The following is an 18,467-nucleotide window of genomic DNA, read 5'->3' as shown; positions in this document are numbered from 1 at the left end:
CCGATCGGGCGACCGACCCCCCAGACGCAGGTGTACGTACTCGACGCGGGACTGCGGCCGGTGCCGCCGGGGGTGACGGGTGAGCTGTACATCGCGGGTGCCGGGCTGGCCCGCGGCTACCACCGCCGGCCGGGCCTGACCGCCGAACGGTTCGTCGCCAACCCGTTCACGCCCGGCACCCGCATGTACCGCAGCGGCGACCTCGCCCGCTGGACGCCCGCCGGCCAGCTCCACTTCGTCGGACGCAGTGACCCAAACTGCGCGGCATGCGGATCGAACTCGGCGAGATCGAAGCCGTCCTCGCCCAGCACCCCGCAGTCGCCACCGCACACGTCATCCCCCACCAGGACCAGCTCGTCGCCTACACCCTTCTCACCCCGACAGCGGCTACCTCAGGCATGACCGCTGAACAGGTCCGTGCCCACACGGCGACCCGGCTCCCCGCCCACATGGTCCCCGCCGCGGTCGTACTCCTCGACCGGCTGCCCCTGCTCCCGAACGGAAAGCTCGACCGCAAAGCCCTCCCCGCCCCCGACTTCGCCGCGATGGTCTCCGACCGGCGCGCCGCGACCCCGCTCGAACACCACCTGTGCGGCCTGTTCGCCGAGGTCCTGGGCCTCCCGGAAGTCGGGGTCGACGACAACTTCTTCGACCTCGGCGGCCACTCCCTCCTCGCCACCCGCCTCATCAGCCGCATCCGCACCACCCTCAACGCCGAACTCCAGATCAGCTCCCTGTTCGTGACGCCCACACCCGGCGGGCTCGCCCTCGGTCTGGGCCTCCACGACGCCGGATCGGGCTTCGGCACGCTCCTGCCTCTTCGCTACGGCGAGGGGCCCGCCCTCTTCTGCGTGCATCCCGTCGCCGGGCTCAGCTGGGGCTACGCACGGATGCTGCCCCAGCTGGAGCGGGGGATGCCGGTGTACGGCTTGCAGTCACGTGCCCTCGCGGCCGGCAGTGAGCCGCCTGCGTCGATCGAGGCGATGGCAGCCGACTACATCGAGGTGCTCAAGCAGGTACAGGAGCACGGCCCGTACCACCTGACGGGTTGGTCCCTCGGCGGCGTCATCGCGCACGAGATGGCCGTGCAACTTCGCGCGGCCGGTCAGGACGTGGGCGTCGTCGCCCTGCTCGACGCGCACCCGGAGCAGCGGGAGCCCGGACGCGGCACGAGCGGGGAGGAGACGGAACGGGACATCCTCGTCTCCCTCTACGAGTACGCAGGCCTCGACATGCCCGCAGGAATGAGCACGGGCGAATATCGAGCCCACTTGTCGCAGGAGTTCGTGCGGCAGAGCGACAGGGGCTTCGGGCTCGACGAGGAAGCCGTGGGAAGGCTCGTGAACGCCTATGCGGACAATTCCCGCCTGGCCGGGAAGTTCACCCCCAACCGTTTCGACGGTGACGTCCTCACGATCACGGCCGCGGTCGGTCTCACGGACAGCGGATCCGTCGAACGCTGGAGGCCCTACGTCGGCGGACGGATCGCCGACCATCCGATTCCCTTCCGGCACGCCGAAATGATGGACCCGGATCCCCTGGAGCGGATCTGCTCGATTCTCAACAGTGCACTCAATTCCTCTGCGCAGAGCGCGCACCAGAGCGAAGAAGGAGAATGACATGTCCAATCCGTTCGAGGACGACGCATCCCAGTACCTGGTCCTGATCAACGCGGAGGGCCAGCACTCCCTCTGGCCCGCACATCTGGAGGTGCCCGCCGGATGGGACACCGTGCACGGGGCCGAGACCCGCCGGTCGTGCCTGGAGTACGTCGAGCGCGAGTGGACCGACCTGCGGCCGAACAGCCTCGTGGCCGAGATGGGCGGATGACGCGAAGGGGCCCCGCCACCCTGGTGCGAGGGTGGCGGGGCCCCGTCCTCTCAGGAGAGGGACTCGCCACCGACGAGGGTCTCGGCGTACTCGAAGTGGTAGCCGCTCCCCACCTCCAGCGGCAGCAGGCTCGCCAGATCGGGGTCCAGGTCCTTCATGGCCCCTTCGTGGAAGGTCAGGTCAGCGTCTCCCGCCCAGACCGGGGAGAACTCGACCGCATCGACCCGGGACCTGACGAGCCGTGGGTCCCCGTTCTCGGCACCCGTCCACCCCGGGGTGACGAGGCTGTGGACCAGCGGCACCCGGCTGAGCGCCGGAGGTGACTCCACACGCCCGGACAGGGTGACCCGGGCATCGACCAGGCGCCGGTCGCTCACCGCGAGGGAAGCGGCGAACCGACCTCCTGCTTCGAGCCGGCCGCCGGCCCGCCCCACGCCGACCGGGATCGTCATGCGAACGGTTCCGAACTGCTTGGGCATCCCCTGGATCCAGCCCCTGACGAGCGAGACCGCGGAGTCCACCCATGCGTAGGGGCAGCGAGCCACCGGCCGGCCCTCGTACCGGGACCCGAGGAGGATCTGGAACTCGGAGAACTGGCACCGCACCGGATCGTCCAGTTCGTCCATCGACGCGGAACACCATTGCCATTCCGAGAACACGGCGGCAGCGGCGCCCGGATCCGCATCAGGGGACAGCGTCGACGGCAGGAATGCCCGGGCGGCATCAGGTGACACGCGGTAATCGATCCAGAGCATTCGCCCGGAGAAATGCCAAGGAGGCTCGGTCACCATCGATGACCGCCCGGACGGAGACAAGGGAAGGGAATATCCTGTGGGCTCTTTTGGAGCGTTGTCCGACATGGTGCGACGCTACCCCGGAAGCTCCGCCATGCGCAGCGGAATCAGGCAGGCGGGGATTCTTCAGCAGGAGCCGGTGCAAGGGATGTGTGATCTCGGTCCTGGATATCTGGACCCGGCCGTCATTCCGCTCGACGAATTGGCGAAGGGCTTCTCCGACGCTCTCTCCCGGTACGGAGCCGATGCCCTGTCCTACGGACACAGCCAGGGGCCGCTGCCCTTCCGGGAGGCCATGGCTTCCGCGATCGCCCGGCGAGAGGGCGTCGACTGCGCACCCGGGCAGGTCCTGGTGACCGCGGGCACCTCTCACACGCTCGACCTGCTGGCTGGCGCAACCGCGCAACCGGGCGACGTCGTCCTGGTGGAGGAGCTCAGCTACGACCTCGGGCGTCGGATATTCGAGGACCGCGGACTGGTCGTGCGTGAAGTGGCACGGGACGGTTCGGGCATCTGCCCCGCAGCGCTCGACGACGCCGTGGGGCAGGCGCGCGCAGCGGGACGCACGGTCGCCTTCGCCTACCTGATCCCCACCTTCCACAACCCGACCGGCACGTGCATGCCCGAACGCCGCAGGAGGGACGTCGTGGAGGTGGCGAGGCGGCGCGGCCTGTTGGTCCTGGAGGACGACGCGTACGCCGACGTGAGACTGGACCCGTCGGCGCAGCCGAAGTCACTGGCGGCCCGCGCATCGTTCGACGGCATCTGGCAACTGGGCAGCTTCTCCAAGTCGCTGGCACCGGGGCTCCGGCTCGGCTGGCTCGTGGCCGATGCGGAGACGGCCTCACGTCTCGCCGCCCGCGGGGCCTTCGCCAGCGGCGGGTGCCCGAGCCACATCTGCGCCCTGACCGTGAGCACCCTGCTGAGCAGCGGCTTCTACGAGCGTCATCTGCCCGTACTTCAGGGCCGGTTGCGCCGGCGCCGGGACGCGCTGGCCGGCACGCTCCAGGAGCTCCTTCCGGGCGACTTCACCGTGGCCGTGCCGGAGGGAGGGCTGTTCGTCTGGGTGGAGCTGCCCGAGGGGCTGGACGACGGGCGGATCGCGGCGGCGTCCTGGCGCGCCGGAGTGCCGGTGGCCCCGGGCTCGCGCTTCGGCTCGGCGCACGGCCGCCCCCACGGCATCCGCCTCTCCTTCGCAGCACATCCGCCCGACCGGCTGCAGGCCGCGGCCAGGAAGCTGGCCGCGGCATGGACCGAAGCGCCCGCCGAATAGACACCGCCACCACGACAACCCCCGAAGGAGACGACCCGTGGACCTCGAGATATCGACGCTCGCAGAACGACCCCACCTGCTCGGCCAGTTGTGGGACCTGGACCCGGGCTGGCCGGAGTTCATGTACCACGGCCCGGTCTCCGATGCGCACTACGGCCAGTTCACCGACGCGTTCCGTGACTTCACGATCGTGGCCACGGACGGCGCCCGGGTGGTGGCCCGGGGGCACAGCATCCCCTTCGCCCTGCGCGTCCCGGGCCGCGGGCAGCTGCCGCCGGACGGCTGGGACCGGCTCCTGATCTGGGCCTTCTCCGACCTCCGCAGCGGCCGGACGCCGGACACCGTGAGCGCCGTCGAGATCGTGATCGACCCGGCCCGCCGGGGACAAGGCCTGTCCGCAGCAGTCCTGGAGGCCATGGCGCAGAACGCGCGAGGGCGCGGCTTCACCACCCTCGTCGTACCCTTGCGTCCCACGGCCAAGCAGCAGCATCCCGACACCCCCATGGGTGAGTACGCCGTCAGGACCGGCCCGGACGGACTTCCCGCGGATCCTTGGCTGCGTACCCACGTCCGCATGGGAGGCCGCGTCGTGGGCCTGGCACCGACGTCCATGGTCGTCCCGGGATCACTCGCCCAATGGCGCTCCTGGACCGGGCTGCCCTTCGACAGGACCGGACCGGTACGCGTCCCGGGCGGACTCGTGCCGGTGAACTGCTCGCTGGAGCACGACTACGGCGTGTACGTGGAGCCGAACATCTGGGTGGAACACGATCTGCGCGCAGGGCAGTAGGGCGGGCGACCGAGCGCGCCCATACAGGGAAAGTGCCCGGGCCGAGCCTTCTGCACCACCCTTTAGCGGAAGTTGCTCAAGGCGCCCCGCCCCGGAGCAGGCGGCGTTACGGTCCCCATCTCGCCGTGAGCGAGCCCAGGGCGGCGGTGCCGCCGCGGACGACCGCCACCCCGGAGGCTGCCTCCTGATGCACACCGGATCGCCTCCCGCCAGGACGGCGCTGACCGTCCTGGCGCTGGTCACCGCACTCCTCGCCCTGATCCTCGGCGGGGCGGGCCCGGCCTTTGCGCACGCAGGCCTCAGCAGCGCCGACCCCGTGGACGGCAGCGTCCTGGCCACGGCCCCGCAGCAGGTCACGCTCACCTTCACCGAATCGGTCAGCTTCTCGGAGGACTCGCTCAGAGTGCTCTCGCCGGACAACGAACGGGCGAACCCGCGCCCGGCGCAGCACGTGGACGGCAAGGGCAACACCGCCCGGGTGGAGCTGTCCGGCGAACTGCCCGAAGGCACCTACACGGTGGCCTGGCGCGTCGTCTCCGCCGACGGCCACCCGATCTCCGGCGCGTTCGTCTTCTCCATCGGTGCGCCGTCCGAGACGGCCGCCGTGGTGGCGTCCGGTCCACCGGAGGCGACGGCGGCCAGCCGCCTGCACGGGTTCTTCCGCTACGCCGCGTACAGCGGCCTGGCCCTCCTCGTCGGAGCCACCGCGTTCGTCCTGGTGTGCTGGCCCGCCGCGGGCGCGCTGCGTCCGGTGCGCAGGCTGCTGGCCATCGGATGGTCGACGCTGCTGCTGTCCACCGTGGCCCTGTTGCTGCTGCGCGGCCCGTACGAGACGGCCGGCCCACTGGCTTCGGCGTTCGACCCGGCCCAGCTGGGCCGTACCCTCACCGGGCGGCCCGGGCTCGCCCTGGCCGTACGGCTGGTGCTGCTCGCCCTGACCGCCGTGCTGCTGAGGCGGTCGGTCGTACCAGGCCGCCCCGAGGACGACGGACCGCGGCCACGGGGTCCCGGCGGCCGGGTCCGCCTGGCCGGGGCGGCGCTCGCCCTGGGCCTGGCGTTCACCTGGGCCGCCGCCGAACACGCCGCCGCCGGGATCCAGGTGCCGCTGGCCGTTCCCGTAGCCGTGCTGCACCTACTGGCGATGGGGCTCTGGCTGGGCGGTCTGATCACCCTGCTGACGGTCCTGCGGCGCCGGGCGCCCGGCAGCCGCGACATCCCGGCGTCCGCGATCGGCCGCTTCTCGACCTTGGCCTTCACCGCCGTCGCCGTGCTGGCCGGCACCGGGATGTACCAGTCGTGGCGGCAGGTGGGCTCCTGGGAGGCACTGTTCACCACCTCGTTCGGCCGGATCCTCATCGTCAAACTCGTCGCCGTGGTCCTCGTACTGGCCGCGGCGGCCTTCTCCCGCCGGTGGACCGCCCGACTCGTGGACGAGGCGCCGCCGTCCAGGACGACGGCGAAGGTGCCCGAGTCCGAACGGGTGAGGGTCCTGCAGCCGGTCGGCGCGCCCGCCGCCCCCGGCGCGGGCGGCGACAACGGGCCCGCCGGCTCCGAGGGCCAGGCCTACCGGCGCAGCCTGCGCCGCACGGTGACCATCGAAGCAGTGCTCAGCGTGGGGGTCCTGGTGATCACCACCCTGCTCACCGGGACCCAGCCCAGCCGCGCCGCCGCCGAGACCGCGGCGGCGGCCACCGCTCAGGAGCCGCCCGCGAAGGTGGTCATGCTCGCGTTCGACATGGGGAGCGCCAACCACCAGGGCACGGTGCAGATCACGCTGGCTCCGGGACGCGTCGGCGAGAACACGGTGGAAGCCGTGGTGTACACCGCGGACGGCGGCTTCGCGACCGTCCCCGAGCTCCGTCTCACCCTCACCCAGGACGAGCTGGGGATCGGCCCGCTCGACGCCAAGCTCAAGGATCAGAAGGGGCACTGGGCCGCCTACGACCTGCGGCTGCCCATGCCCGGCGTATGGACCCTGGACGTCACGGTGCGCACGACCGAGATCGACCAGGTCACCGTGAGCGAGACCGTCCGCATCGCGTCGCCACCGCGGTGACGGTGGCTGCCCGCTCCTGCCCGCTGCTGCCCGCTCCTGCCCGTGCCGTCCCGGTGATTCGTCAAGATCAGCGGGATGCGAAACTGACGGCCGTGCAGTGGACGAAGAGGGCAGAGAAGACGGGCACCATCGTGCGACGGCGGGCTAGGCGCACGGCGATGGCGTCCCTGGCCGTGGCGGCGCTGATGACGGTGACGGTGACGGCCTGCGCCCATCCGCTGCGGGACCTCGGCCCCCTGCCCCCGCGCTTCTCGGGTCCGCCCCTGCCCGCCGACACCGCGGTGTCGGACATCGCCTCGGTACTGACGGCGGAGGGCGTCACGGCGGCCAGGGAACCCTCGAACGCGCAGGGCATGTGCTCCGAACGCCTCTCGGGACGGCACGCGTCGGAGGCGGTGGACGCCGCCCTGAAGGCGGCCTTCGCGCGGGCCCGTTCCGAGCACGGCTGGCAGGACGGCCCCGACATGGGCAGCGGCACGCTCACCCTCAGGAAGGGCAACTGGACGGTCCTGGCCAACCTGCCGGGCAATCCCACACCGGGCATCCAGACGATGTTCATCGTGTCGCTGATGTGCGTGGACAGCGTGGACGGCGGGGGTGCCACAGGTGCACCGTGAGCGGCCGCGCAGCGCCGGGCTTCACCCGATCTGACGTACCGGGCCACGCCGGACGGCAACTTCACGTTTTGGTGTGATTACTGTGTGCATCTATGGCGATCAGGGCGGTGCGCACGCGTAGCCGACGCCGTGTGTCCTGGACCGGGGCGGTGCTGCCCCTCGCCCTGGCCGCTCTCCTCCACCTGCTGGTCTGCGCACACGGCCCGGTCTCCCCGGGTTCCGGCGCGGGCACCGCCCGGGTGGACACCCTTTCTTCGGCGGGAGCCGTGGCCTCGACCGGCTGTGGGCAGGCGGCCGTGCCCGCGGCGCAGGCCGGCGTACCGCAGGCGGCCCCCGCCGACGGCGGCGTAGGCCGCTGTGCGGACGCGGACGAACCCGCCGTGCAGGCACCCCGGGACATCGCTGCACCGCCTCCCGCGGCCGAAGGCGCTCCGGCGGAACCCGGGCCCGTCCCTGCCGCGGGGCCCGGGCGTGGGCACGAGTACGGGTACGGGTACGGCCGTCCACCGGGTGCCGCAGGCGGTCAGGGCGCCGGGGGAGTCCGGGCACGTCTGGGTGTGTGGCGGACCTGACGGGCAGGTGAGCCGCGCGTGATGCGGCCGGTGCAACCGCCTGCTGCCGCGGCTCCTCCCCCAGCTGCCGCCATCCCCCCGACACGGCCGTCCGCGTGCCCTCGTACGCGCCCCGGCCGAGGGAGAAGCACGTCATGAACTCCTTCGCTCCGTCCGTCCTCCCCGTCCCGCCCGCCCAGTTCCTGGCCGAGACCAGGCGGCCCACGCTCACCCCCGCAGGCCTGGTGGGCAACACGCCCACCCTGTGGGTGGGGGAGCCCTTCACCGCAGCCGGGCGGGGGTTCTGGGCCAAGCTCGAAGGCTGCAACCCCGGCGGGATCAAGGACCGCACCGCCCTGCACATGGTTCAGGCCGCCCGCGAACGCGGTGAACTCCGTCCAGGCGCACGGATCGTCGAGTCGAGCTCGGGAACCCTCGGCCTGGGCCTGGCCCTGGCGGGAGTGACCTTCGGGCACCCCGTCACGGTGGTCACCGACCCCGCCGTGGAACCGCTGCTGACCGGTCTGCTCACGGCCTACGGCGCCGACGTCGACCTCGTCGACGCCCCTCACTCCGTCGGCGGCTGGCAGCAGGCACGCCGGCACAGGGTGGCCGAACTCCTCGCCGCCCAGCCGGGCTCCTGGTGCCCCGACCAGTACCACAACCCCGACAACGTGGCCGCATACCGGCCCCTCGCCCACGAACTCGTCGCCCAGCTCGGCCGGATCGACGCCCTCGTCGTCAGCGTCGGCACCGGCGGCCACTCCGCCGGCATCGGCTCCGTCCTGCGCGGCTTCTTCCCCGGCCTGCGGGTGGTGGGCGTGGACACCACCGGGTCCACGATCTTCGGCCAGCCCGCCGCGCCCCGCCTGATGCGCGGACTGGGCAGCAGCATCCACCCCGGCAACGTGGCCTACGAGCTGTTCGACGAGGTGCACTGGGTCTGCCCCGCCGAAGCGGTGTGGGCGGCCCGCGCCCTGGCCCGCAGCCGGTACGCGAGCGGCGGGTGGAGCGTCGGCGCGGTCGCGCTCACCGCGCGCTGGCTGGCCGCGGCCATGCCCGCGGAGTCGAGGATCGTCGCCGTCTTCCCCGACGGACCCCAGCGCTACGTCGGCACCGTCTTCGACGACGCGTACTGCGGGGCGCACGGCCTCCTGGACGGCCCGCCCGCCGACGAGCCGGAGGAAATCACCTACCCGGGAGAGAGGACGGTCACCCGCTGGACCCGGTGCACCACCGTCCTCGACCCCCTCGGCGCCACGCGCCGACCCGAGCCGGCCGGAGGACCGCGATGAGGATCCCGATGAGCACCCTGTGGCGCCGGACCGCCTCCTTCCCGCCCGCGGTCCGGCTCCTGATGGCCAACCAGTTCGCCATCAACCTGGCCTTCTACATGCTCATGCCGTACCTCGCCGCCCACCTCGGCGGCAGTCTCGGGCTGGCCGCCTGGGCCGTCGGCCTGGTGCTCGGCGTACGCAACCTCTCCCAGCAGGGCATGTTCCTCATCGGCGGCACCCTCGCCGACCGCTACGGCTACAAGGCCCCGATCATGGCCGGCTGCCTGCTGCGCACCCTCGGATTCGGGCTGCTCGGCTGGGCCGACACCCTCCCGGCGCTCATCGCCGCCTCCGCCGCCACCGGATTCGCCGGAGCGCTGTTCAACCCGGCCGTGCGGGCCTACCTGGCCGCCGAGGCGGGAGACCGGCGCGTGGACGCCTTCGCCGCCTTCAACGTCTACTACCAGGGCGGCATGCTGCTCGGCCCGCTCGTCGGACTCGCCCTGCTGGCCGCGGACTTCCGGGCCGTGTGCGCGGCAGCAGCCCTAATCTTCGCCGCGCTGACCCTGCTGCAGTGGCGCGCGCTGCCCGACCGTGGCAGCGACGCCGCCGCCCGGGCCGGTGCCCCGGAGGGCGTACGGGCGCAGTGGCGGACCGTCGCGGCCAACCGGCCGTTCCTGCTCTTCTCGCTCGCGATGACCGGGTCCTACGTCCTGACCTTCCAGGTGTACCTCGCCCTGCCCCTGGCCGCGGGGGAGGTCTTCGGCGAGGTCGCGGCGACCCGGGCCACGAGCGCTCTGTTCGTGGTGTCGGCGGGTGTGGCCGTGGCCGGGCAGCTCCGGCTGACGGGCTGGGCGAAACGCCACTGGAGCCCGGAGCAGGCCCTGGTCCGGGGGCTGGCCGTCATGGGACTGGCCTTCCTCCCGCTGGTGTTCACCCCGCCCGGGCTCCCGTACCTGTGGCTGCTCTCCCTGACCGTGGCCGTGGTGTTCCTCGCCGTGGGCGGCGCCGTCGTCCACCCCTTCGAGATGGACACCGTCGTGGCCCTGTCCGGCAACCGCCTGGTCGCCACCCACTACGGGCTCCACAACACCGTCTCCGGCCTCGGCATCACCCTCGGCAACCTGGTCACCGGCGCGCTGTGGGACTTCGCCCTCCGCAGGCAGGCCCTGTGGGTCACCTGGCTCGCGCTCACCGTGACCGGACTGGCCTGCGCGGCCGCCGTCGCCGCCCTGGCCCGGACCGGACGCCTGGCCACCCGCGGAGGTGCGCTCGCGCGGGTCTGAGGGCCACGCCGGTACGCCCTCACTTCCGCCAGACCTTCCGGTACGCCTCCCGGTACCCGGACGGATCCCACGACGTGGCGCCGCCGCTGTTGGCAGCCGTGGCGATGTGGACGGGGGCGACGTAGCCGCTGGCCGGCACGCCGGCGAAGGCGCGGTTGAACTCGTCGGCGATCTGCCAGCCCTGCTGGGACAGCGGCTCGGGGACCGTGGCGGCCTGGAACTGCTTGCTGTTGATGCGTTGGAAGGCGGACGGGTCGCCGTCGCCCGCGCCGATGTTGAAGGGCGGACCGGATCCCGGCTTGCCCGCCGCGCGCAGCGCCGGAGCGGCGTCGGCGAAGTAGAGGTCGTTGATGGCGACGGAGTGCGTCCACCGGTCCTGGAAGCGGGACAGGAGGGAGGAGACCTCCTGGGCGGTGCGGCTGCTCGCGTCGGGGATGGGGATGTTCTCGTAGGCGAGGATCTTCACGCCGGGACAGGTGGCGAGCTCCTTCTTGATCAGTTCGGACTTGTTCCTCGCGAACGGGATGGAGTCGTCGGTGAAGACGACGACTCCGGCGTCGCCGTCGGACGCCGAGATGATCCAGTCCGCGCTGATCCTGGACACGTCCTCCACGTTGGTGGTGACGTTGGTGAACAGACCGGAGGCCTCGTCCGGGCCCGGCGATCCCACGGCGTGCCAGCCGATGAGCGGGATGCCGGCCGCCCGGGCGCGCGCCGTCTGCTGCGCGGTCAGCTGGGGGTCGAAGCCGCCGATGACGATGCCCGAGGGCTTGAGGGTGACCGCCTGGCTCAGCGCCGCCTGGATGCCCGCGGGAGTGCCCTCGCCGTCGATCACCCGGACCTTCCAGCCGATGGTCCGCGCGGCTTCCTGGAGTCCCTTCGCCACGCCCGCGACACCGGGGTTGGTCATGGTCTGCGCCACGTAGACGAGGGTCTTGCCGGGCACCGCGGCGGGGCCGGTGGTGGGGCCCGTCCAGGTGGCGTCGCTGTTCTCCGCCTGCTGGACGGCCGTACGGGCCTTGGCGAGGGCGGCGGGGCAGCCGGCCTGCGCGGGCCCGCTGTCGGCCGACGGCCCGCCCCCGCAGCCGGCGACGAGGGCGGCGGACACCGTCAGCAGGGCTGCGGCGGTGCGGCTGGTCTTGGCGTTCGAATGCACGGTGCTCCTGACGAGGGTGCGCGTACGGGGTGGTTCAGGGGTGGCCGTTCTGCGGCGGTGCGGACGACGGTTCGGCGTGGGAGCGGCCGGTCGCGGTGGCGCCGGTACGCAGCCGGCGGCGGGCCGAGTAGCCGGCCAGGCCGACCGCGATGAGCAGGGTGGCGCCGTTGAACAGCGGAGTGGCCCAGAACTGGGCGCCGAGCTGGCCGATCCCGGCCAGGCCGATGGCGAGGACCGCGACGGCCACGACGGTGCCGAGGGCGTTGGCGCGGCCCGGTCTGATCGCGGTGGACCCGAGCAGGGCGCCGACGAACGCGGGCAGCAGGTAGTCCAGTCCCACACTCGGGTTGCCGGTCTGCTGCTGGGCTGCGAGCAGGACCCCGGCGCAGCCGACGACCAGGCCGGATGCGGCGAAGGCGAGGACGGAGTACCGGTGGGTGGGGATGCCGATCATGCCCGCGGCGCGCGGGTTGGAGCCGATGACGTACAGGTACCGGCCGGCCGGCAGCCGCTCCAGTACCAGCCAGAGCACGGCGGCGACGGCCAGGACGTAGAAGGCGGGCAGCGGCAGCCCGAGGAACCGGGAGTCGTAGAGCCCGGTGAAGGCCGCGGGCAGGCCGTCCGGGCCGGGCACGATCCGGGCGCCGTCGGTGATCCAGCCGGTGAAGGCGTACATCATGCTGCCGGTGCCGAGCGTGGCGATGAAGGAGTCGATCTGCCCGAACTCGACGATGACGCCGTTGAGCGCGCCGACCGCGGTACCCCCGCACACCACCACGAGGCAGGCGAGGGGCCAGGGCCAGCCCTCGTTGACGATGAGCTGCATCACCATGACGTGCGCCAGGCCGAGGCCGTAGCCGATGGACAGGTCGAACTTGCCGGCGGCGATGGGGATCGTTGCGCCGAGCGCCAGGATGGCGGGGATCGACTGGTTGGAGAGGATCGAGGAGATGTTGTCCTGCGTGGGGAAGGTGTCCGGCAGGGCGACGGAGAAGACGAGGAAGAGCAGGGCGGCGAGGGCCAGGAGGCCGTAGGTGCCGAGGAGGTGCCCGCGAAGGCGGTCCCGTACGGACCGGGGCGAGGGGAAGGTGGTCATCGGCTCGTCGTAGCTCCGGTGATGGGGGGCATGACCGAGGCGGTCCGGGTGAGTTCGGCGACGGTGAGGGCCGTGCCGGTCAGCTCGGCGGCCACGGTCCCGCGTACGAACACCAGAGCGCGGTGGCACACGCCCGCGACCTCCTCGAAATCGGTGGAGATGAGCAGGACCGCCAGTCCGGCGGCGAGCGCGTCGTCGAGCAGGCGGTAGATCGTGGCCTTGGCGCCGACGTCCACGCTGGCGGTCGGCTCTTCGAGGACGAGCAGGCGCAGGCGGCCACGCAGCCACCGGCCGACCATGACCTTCTGCTGGTTGCCTCCGGACAGGGTGGCGATCGGCACCTCGCTGTCGCGGGGGAGCACCGAGAACCGGTCGATCAGGGCGTCCACCTCGGCGCGCTCGCGCCGCGGACCCGTCCAGCGCCAGGCCGGTACGCCGGCCGACCGGGGGTTGGCCAGGAAGTTCTCCCGCACCGTCAGCCGGGCGGCGCAGCCTTCCTCCTGACGGTTGGCCGCCACGAAGCCGACCCCGGCGTCCAGCGCGGCGCGGACCGAGGACGGGCGGTACGGCCTGCCGTCGAGCAGCACCCGCCCGCCGAGGAGCGGCCGGGCGCCGGCGAGGGCGCGGCCCAGGTCCATGTGGCCGGCCCCGGTCAGGCCGACCATGCCGAGGATCTCGCCCGCCCGCAGGTCCAGGCTGACCGGTCCGGCGTACGGGGTGGTCACGGCGTCGAGGCTCAGGAGGGGCGGCCCGGTGGCGGGTGAGGTCAGGGGCCGGTGGCCGGCCGGTTCGCGGCCCACGATGGCGCGCACCAGACGGGTGGGGCTGTAGCCGTCGAGCCGGCCCCGGGCGACGACGTGGCCGTCGCGCAGGACGGCGAAGGAATCGGCGACCTTGTACACCTCGTCGAGCCGGTGGCTGACGTAGAGGATGCCGTGTCCGCGGTCGCGCAGGGCGTGCAGTACGTCGAACAGCCGGGCGCAGTCCGCGGCGGGGAGGGTGGCGGTCGGCTCGTCGAGGACGAGGAACCGGGCCCGCGTCGCCAGGGCCCGGGCGATGGCGACGAGCGAACGCTCGGCGGGGGCGAGGTCGGCGATGCGTGCGTCGGCGTCCAGGTGTCCGGCGACGAGTTGCAGGGCCTCTGCGCAGTGCTCACGGGTGCGCCGCCAGGAGATCAGTCCGTAGCGGCGTGGGTAGCCGGCGCCCAGGGCGATGTTCTCGGCGACCGTCATCCACTCGACGAGGCCGAGGTCCTGGTGGATGAAGGACATGTCGAGGGCGGCGGCATGGGAGCCGAGGGGGTGTCCCGCGACCGTCACCTCGCCCGCGTCGGCGTGGTGGACCCCGGCGAGGACCTTGATGAGGGTGGACTTGCCGGCGCCGTTGGGGCCGAGCAGGGCGAGGACGCTCCCCCCGTGGAGGTCGAGGTCGACCGCGTCCAGCGCGAGGGTGCCGCCGAACCGCTTGCTGAGACCGCGCACGCGGACCAGGGGATCCGAGGTGTCGGGAGCGTCGTGCACAGACATCTCCGGGGGTCGGCCTCCGAGTTCTTCCCGACTGCATGCGGGATTCTACGGGGAGTTTGCGCTATATCGACGAATTGCCCGACTTCAGTGTGTGAACGGGTGAACCGGTCCGCGAGGGCCCTGGACGCGTCGTGCCGCGCGTCATGCCGCCTCCAGGGCGCACTCGGCCCAGATGACCTTTCCTGCGGTGGTGTAGCGGGTGCCCCAGGCCTGGGCGAGCTGAGCGACGAGGAACAGGCCGCGGCCGCCCTCGTCGGTGTTCGTCGACAGGCGCATGCGGGGGGCGGTGCTGCTGGCGTCGTGGACCTCGCAGATCAGCGTGCGGTCGTGGATGAGGCGCACCCGGATGGGCGCGGTGCCGTAGCGGACGGCGTTCGTGACCAGCTCACTGAGCATCAGTTCCGTGGCGAACGCCGATTCCTCCAGACCCCACCGGCTCAGCTGGGCGACGGCGGAGGCCCGGACCTCGCTGACGAGGGCCGGGTCGGCGGGCAGGTCCCAGGTGGCGATGCGGTCGGGGGACAGGGCGTTGGTGCGGGCGACGAGCAGGGCGATGTCGTCGGCGGGGTGTTCGGGTGCCACGGCGTCCAGGACGGCTTGGCAGGTGTCCCGGGGAGCCCGGTCCGGGTGGGCCAGCACGCGGCGCAGTTCGTCCAGGGCCACGTCGATGTCGCGGTGCCGGTCCTCGATCAGCCCGTCGGTGTAGAGGACCAGCTGGCTGTGTTCGGGGAGGCGGATCTCGATGGACTCGAAGGGCAGGCCGCCGAGGCCGAGCGGAGGTCCGGCGGGCAGGTCGAGGAGGGTCACGGTGCCGTCCGGACGGACCAGGACGGGCGGCGGGTGCCCGGCGCGGGCCATCGTGCACTCCTGCGTGGTGGGGTCGTAGACGACGTACAGGCAGGTGGCGCCGACGATGCCGGTGCTGCCGACGGCGGGATTGTCGCCGCCCTCCTCCCGGTCGAGGCGCACCATGAGGTTGTCCAGGTGCGTGAGGAGTTCGTCGGGGGCGAGTTCCAGTTCGGCGAAGTTGCGCGCGGCGGTGCGCAGCCGGCCCATGGTGGCGGCGGCGTGCAGTCCGTGGCCGACGACGTCGCCGACGAGCAGGGCGACGCGGGTGCCGGAGAGGGGGATGACGTCGAACCAGTCGCCGCCCACGCCGGTCTCGGCGGGCAGGTAGCGGTGGGCGACCTCGACGGCGTCCTGCTCGGGCAGGCCGTGCGGGAGAAGGCTGCGCTGGAGGGCCAGGGCCAGGGTGTGCTCACGCGTGTAGCGGCGGGCGTTGTCGATGCACAGGGAGGCGCGGGCGGCGAGCTCCTGGGCCAGCGAGCGGTCGTCGTCCCCGAAGGGGGCGGGGTCCTGGGAACGGTAGAAGCTGGCGATGCCCAGGACGACGCCACGGGCGAGCAGCGGAACGGTGATGAGGGAGTGGACGTTGTGGGCGAGGAGCCGCTCCGCGTGCTCGGGGTCCTGGGCGATCCAGCCGAAGGCGGCCTTCAGATCGGGTTCCAGGACCGGCTGGCCGGTCGCCAGGCAGCGCATGTGGGGTGTCGTCGGGCGCAGGGTGACGTGCTCGCCCGCGGGGTAGAAGGGGCAGTCCTCGCGGATGCCGTGGACCACGGTGCGGTGCATCTCGGTGGTGGGCTGGGCGGACTCCTCGCCGCGCAGGACGGACTCGGGCACGTCGATGGTGACGAAGTCGGCCAGGCGGGGGACCGCCGTCTCGGCGAGCTCCCAGGCGGTGCGCTCCACGTCCAGGGTGGTGCCGATACGGTTGCTGGCCTCGGCCAGCAGCTCCAGACGCCGCCGGGCCGCGACGGCGTACTTCCCGACCTCCGGCTCGCCCACCAGCACCAGGCCCCTGACCGTGCCGCCGGCCGGTACGGCGGTGCGCGGGGCGGCGGGTGCGGGGGCCCCGGCATGGGCGGGTGCGGGTGCGGGGGCGTCGACGTGGGCGGGTGCGGGGGCGTGCCGGTCCTCGTCCTCGGGGAGGAGCGCCTCGATCACGACCCCCTCGGCCCCCGAAGGGCTCGTCACCAGACGGCTCACGAGGGTCACCGAACGGCCGCGCGACAGCGGGACCTCGGCGGCGGCCAGCCGGTCCGAGGACATCAGCTCGGTGGCCCGCTCCTTGAGGATCTGCTGGTCGGGGTGGTCCAGGTCGCACTGGAGCAGCTCGTCCAGGCCGAACGGGTGCCCGTCCAGGATGCCCTCGCCCACCTGCACGCGGCTCTCCGCGTCGAGGTAGGCCCGGAGCAGACCGTGCTCGCGCTCCGAACTCTGCTCCATCAGCCGTCGTTCGACGGCCTCGGCCGCCCGGCGCACCAACGGGACCAGCGCGGGGTCCGCGTCGGTGTACGGGTAGCCGAGGCACAGGACGCCCTCGATGTGCCCGCTGAGCGGGTCGCGCACGGGGATGGCGGTGCAGGCGCTCGACTGGGACCGCTCGGCGAAGTGCTCGGCGCCGTAGACCTGGACGAGACGCCTCTCCGCGAGGGTGAGGCCGATGCCGTTCGTGCCCGCGACCCGTTCGGTGAACACGAAACCGGGCACGGTCTGGATCGGGGCGAGATGTCTGAGCAGGGACTGGTCGCCGAAGCGGCGCTCCAGGACCGTGCCGTGCCCGTCGGCGAGGCAGATGTTCATCTGGCTGCCCGCGAAGATCGCTTGCAGCCGGTCGAGCACGGGCGCGGCGGCGCGCACGAGCGGACCGTCCGGGTCGAAGTCCTCCGTGAAGGGCAGCTCGGTCTGATCCGGTGACAGCCCCAGCAGCAGGCAGCGCTCCCACGAGCTCAGGATCGGGCTGCGCACGCTCCCGTCGACCGACTCGCCGTGCAGAAACCGGTCACGGGAACGCACGGGGCCGATGTGGTCGCCCACGACCCCCATCTGCACCACTCCCCTCACCACCGGAGCGCTCTCGATCACCCGATTTGAGTATATTCCTCCCGGCTCTAGAGGATGGCGACGGGATTGACGGGCGAGCCCGTCCCGCCGGGCACGTTCAGCGGGCTCACGACGAGCATGAACGTGTACCGGCCCGCCCCGGCGCAGGCCGCGGAGAGCGCCTCCAGGTCGAGGTTGTCCAGCAGCGGCACCCCCATCGCGGTGATGGCGAGCGCGTGGACGGGGGAGTGCAGCCCCTCGACGGGTGACGGCCGTACGTCGCTGTCCCCGTCGCCGCCGAGCAGGGCGATGGCGCGCTCGGCCAGCAGGGGCAAGGCGTCCACGTGCCAGCCGGCACTCGCCGCAGCCGAGTCCCAGGGGCCGGTCTCCCGGCGCCGGCGGACGTGGCCGGAACGCAGCAGCACCGCGTCGCCGTCGCCGACCGTCACGCCGAGCACCTCCTCCGCGGCCACGACGTCCCGCGCGTGGACCGCGTGCCCGGGCTCCAGCCAGTCCACCCCCAGGACGGCGGGCAGGTCGAGCAGCACGCCCCTGGTGACGAGGGGGCCGAGCGCCGACACCGCGCCGAAGCGGGCGCCCCCGGCGCCGACGGCCTCGTGCGCCGTCCGGCCGTCGTAGAGCTGCCCCCGGTAGGCGATGTGGGACAGCGCGTCGAGATGGCTCACGCCCTTGCCGTGGTAGTCCGCGCCGAGGAAGTCCTTGTAGGTGGACGGTTCCGGGCTCTCCACGTCGCCGAGGTCGGACATGTAGTGCAGCGCGGGCCGTACGTTGTCCGGCCCGGACCGGGTGTCCCAGGGCCGCCCCAGGGGGACGGCCTTGCCGGACCGGACAAGGGAGGCCGCCCGCTGGACGTGGTCCGCCGTCACCCTGTTCCAGGCGCCCCGGTCGGCTTCGGGCCAGCGGCCCCACGTACGGACCGCCTCGAAGAGCGCGTCGAACTCCTCGCGGGAGACCGCCTCGGCGGGGCTGCTGCTCATCTCCACCCGGCGCTCCAGGCTCGTGAGGACGTCCAGCCGCTCGGGCCGGACACGACGCGTGATCCTACGACGCCTCACCGTGATGGACGGTGTCGGCGCGCGACTTCACGAGCGCGGCGCCGAGGAAGCCGACGCCCGCGTGCGCTCCCCGAGGAGGGAGCCGAGAATGGGACTGGCCGCACGAGATCCCCACGTTCCCGCACCCCGCGGTGCGGTGAGGACCCAGGTGATGACGCATGTGCCGATGGCTCGCGTACTCGGGAACACCCATGCTGCTCGACACCATCCTGTACAAACCGGCTCATTCGCTGATCGACCAGAGCCTGCACTCGAA

The 18,467-nt window shown here is 72.5% G+C and carries 15 protein-coding genes and 2 pseudogenes; 11 read left to right on the top strand and 6 right to left on the bottom strand.

The features are described 5' to 3' along the window. From IO30_RS48185 to IO30_RS0128450, 3 genes and pseudogenes are all read left to right on the top strand, one after another. Window positions 1-776, top strand: a pseudogene (locus tag IO30_RS48185) (phosphopantetheine-binding protein); the annotation flags it as partial. A 75-nt stretch (window positions 777-851) separates the two neighbouring features. After that, window positions 852-1,619 (top strand): alpha/beta fold hydrolase, encoded by a 768-nt coding sequence (locus IO30_RS48180; RefSeq protein WP_425338117.1) that lies wholly within the window; start codon window positions 852-854, stop codon window positions 1,617-1,619. A 1-nt stretch (window position 1,620) separates the two neighbouring features. Then, complete coding sequence (locus tag IO30_RS0128450) at window positions 1,621-1,830, top strand: MbtH family protein (RefSeq protein ID WP_031147583.1); 210 nt, start codon at window positions 1,621-1,623, stop codon at window positions 1,828-1,830. A 50-nt stretch (window positions 1,831-1,880) separates the two neighbouring features. Here IO30_RS0128450 and IO30_RS0128445 read toward each other — a convergent pair whose 3' ends face one another. Then, entirely contained in the window at window positions 1,881-2,690 is an 810-nt protein-coding gene (locus IO30_RS0128445; protein WP_031147581.1) for an acetoacetate decarboxylase family protein, read from the bottom strand. An 82-nt stretch (window positions 2,691-2,772) separates the two neighbouring features. Here IO30_RS0128445 and IO30_RS0128440 point away from each other — a divergent pair, with 82 nt between their 5' ends. The 7 genes from IO30_RS0128440 (at window position 2,773) to IO30_RS0128410 (ending at window position 10,474) form a co-directional block, all read left to right on the top strand. Further along, a complete protein-coding gene (locus IO30_RS0128440) occupies window positions 2,773-3,897 on the top strand; it encodes an aminotransferase class I/II-fold pyridoxal phosphate-dependent enzyme (RefSeq protein ID WP_157853394.1) in 1,125 nt (374 codons plus the stop codon). A gap of 37 nt (window positions 3,898-3,934) precedes the next feature. Continuing rightward, complete coding sequence (locus tag IO30_RS0128435; protein ID WP_031147577.1) at window positions 3,935-4,687, top strand: GNAT family protein; 753 nt, start codon at window positions 3,935-3,937, stop codon at window positions 4,685-4,687. Window positions 4,688-4,874: 187 nt separating this feature from the next. Then, the gene (locus IO30_RS0128430) at window positions 4,875-6,743 is read left to right on the top strand and encodes a copper resistance CopC/CopD family protein (RefSeq protein WP_051902645.1); all 1,869 of its coding nucleotides are present in this window, start codon (window positions 4,875-4,877) and stop codon (window positions 6,741-6,743) included. Between the two features lie 158 nt (window positions 6,744-6,901). Next, on the top strand, window positions 6,902-7,360 hold the full coding sequence (locus IO30_RS0128425) for a hypothetical protein (protein ID WP_051902643.1): 459 nt from the start codon (window positions 6,902-6,904) through the stop codon (window positions 7,358-7,360). Window positions 7,361-7,491: 131 nt separating this feature from the next. Next, complete coding sequence (locus IO30_RS0128420) at window positions 7,492-7,932, top strand: hypothetical protein (protein ID WP_157853393.1); 441 nt, start codon at window positions 7,492-7,494, stop codon at window positions 7,930-7,932. A 134-nt stretch (window positions 7,933-8,066) separates the two neighbouring features. After that, window positions 8,067-9,206 carry a PLP-dependent cysteine synthase family protein gene (locus tag IO30_RS0128415; protein WP_031147571.1) on the top strand — a complete coding sequence of 380 codons (1,140 nt, stop codon included), beginning with the start codon at window positions 8,067-8,069 and terminating at the stop codon, window positions 9,204-9,206. Between the two features lie 8 nt (window positions 9,207-9,214). Next, the gene (locus IO30_RS0128410; RefSeq protein WP_031147569.1) at window positions 9,215-10,474 is read left to right on the top strand and encodes an MFS transporter; all 1,260 of its coding nucleotides are present in this window, start codon (window positions 9,215-9,217) and stop codon (window positions 10,472-10,474) included. A 19-nt stretch (window positions 10,475-10,493) separates the two neighbouring features. Here the strand turns inward: IO30_RS0128410 and IO30_RS0128405 are convergent, their stop codons facing one another. From IO30_RS0128405 to IO30_RS0128385, 5 genes are all read right to left on the bottom strand, one after another. Continuing rightward, window positions 10,494-11,630, bottom strand: coding sequence for a substrate-binding domain-containing protein (locus tag IO30_RS0128405; protein WP_031147567.1), 1,137 nt, complete (start codon window positions 11,628-11,630; stop codon window positions 10,494-10,496). Between the two features lie 34 nt (window positions 11,631-11,664). Then, window positions 11,665-12,726, bottom strand: coding sequence for an ABC transporter permease (locus tag IO30_RS0128400; protein ID WP_031147565.1), 1,062 nt, complete (start codon window positions 12,724-12,726; stop codon window positions 11,665-11,667). Then, window positions 12,723-14,252, bottom strand: a complete 1,530-nt coding sequence (locus tag IO30_RS0128395) for a sugar ABC transporter ATP-binding protein (protein ID WP_031147563.1) — start codon at window positions 14,250-14,252, stop codon at window positions 12,723-12,725. Before IO30_RS0128395 ends, IO30_RS0128400 begins: the two co-directional genes overlap by 4 nt. Window positions 14,253-14,393: 141 nt before the next feature. After that, a complete protein-coding gene (locus IO30_RS0128390; protein ID WP_031147562.1) occupies window positions 14,394-17,138 on the bottom strand; it encodes a SpoIIE family protein phosphatase in 2,745 nt (914 codons plus the stop codon). Window positions 17,139-17,203: 65 nt separating this feature from the next. After that, on the bottom strand, window positions 17,204-18,133 hold the full coding sequence (locus tag IO30_RS0128385; RefSeq protein ID WP_031147560.1) for a cyclase family protein: 930 nt from the start codon (window positions 18,131-18,133) through the stop codon (window positions 17,204-17,206). 236 nt (window positions 18,134-18,369) lie between these two features. On the opposite strand from IO30_RS0128385, the pseudogene IO30_RS47200 reads away from it, so the two are divergent. Continuing rightward, window positions 18,370-18,467, top strand: a pseudogene (locus IO30_RS47200) (class II glutamine amidotransferase); the annotation flags it as partial.

Source organism: Streptomyces xanthophaeus, assembly GCF_000725805.1.
Taxonomy (GTDB): domain Bacteria; phylum Actinomycetota; class Actinomycetes; order Streptomycetales; family Streptomycetaceae; genus Streptomyces; species Streptomyces xanthophaeus.
This window is presented reverse-complemented; position numbering and strand designations above follow the sequence as displayed.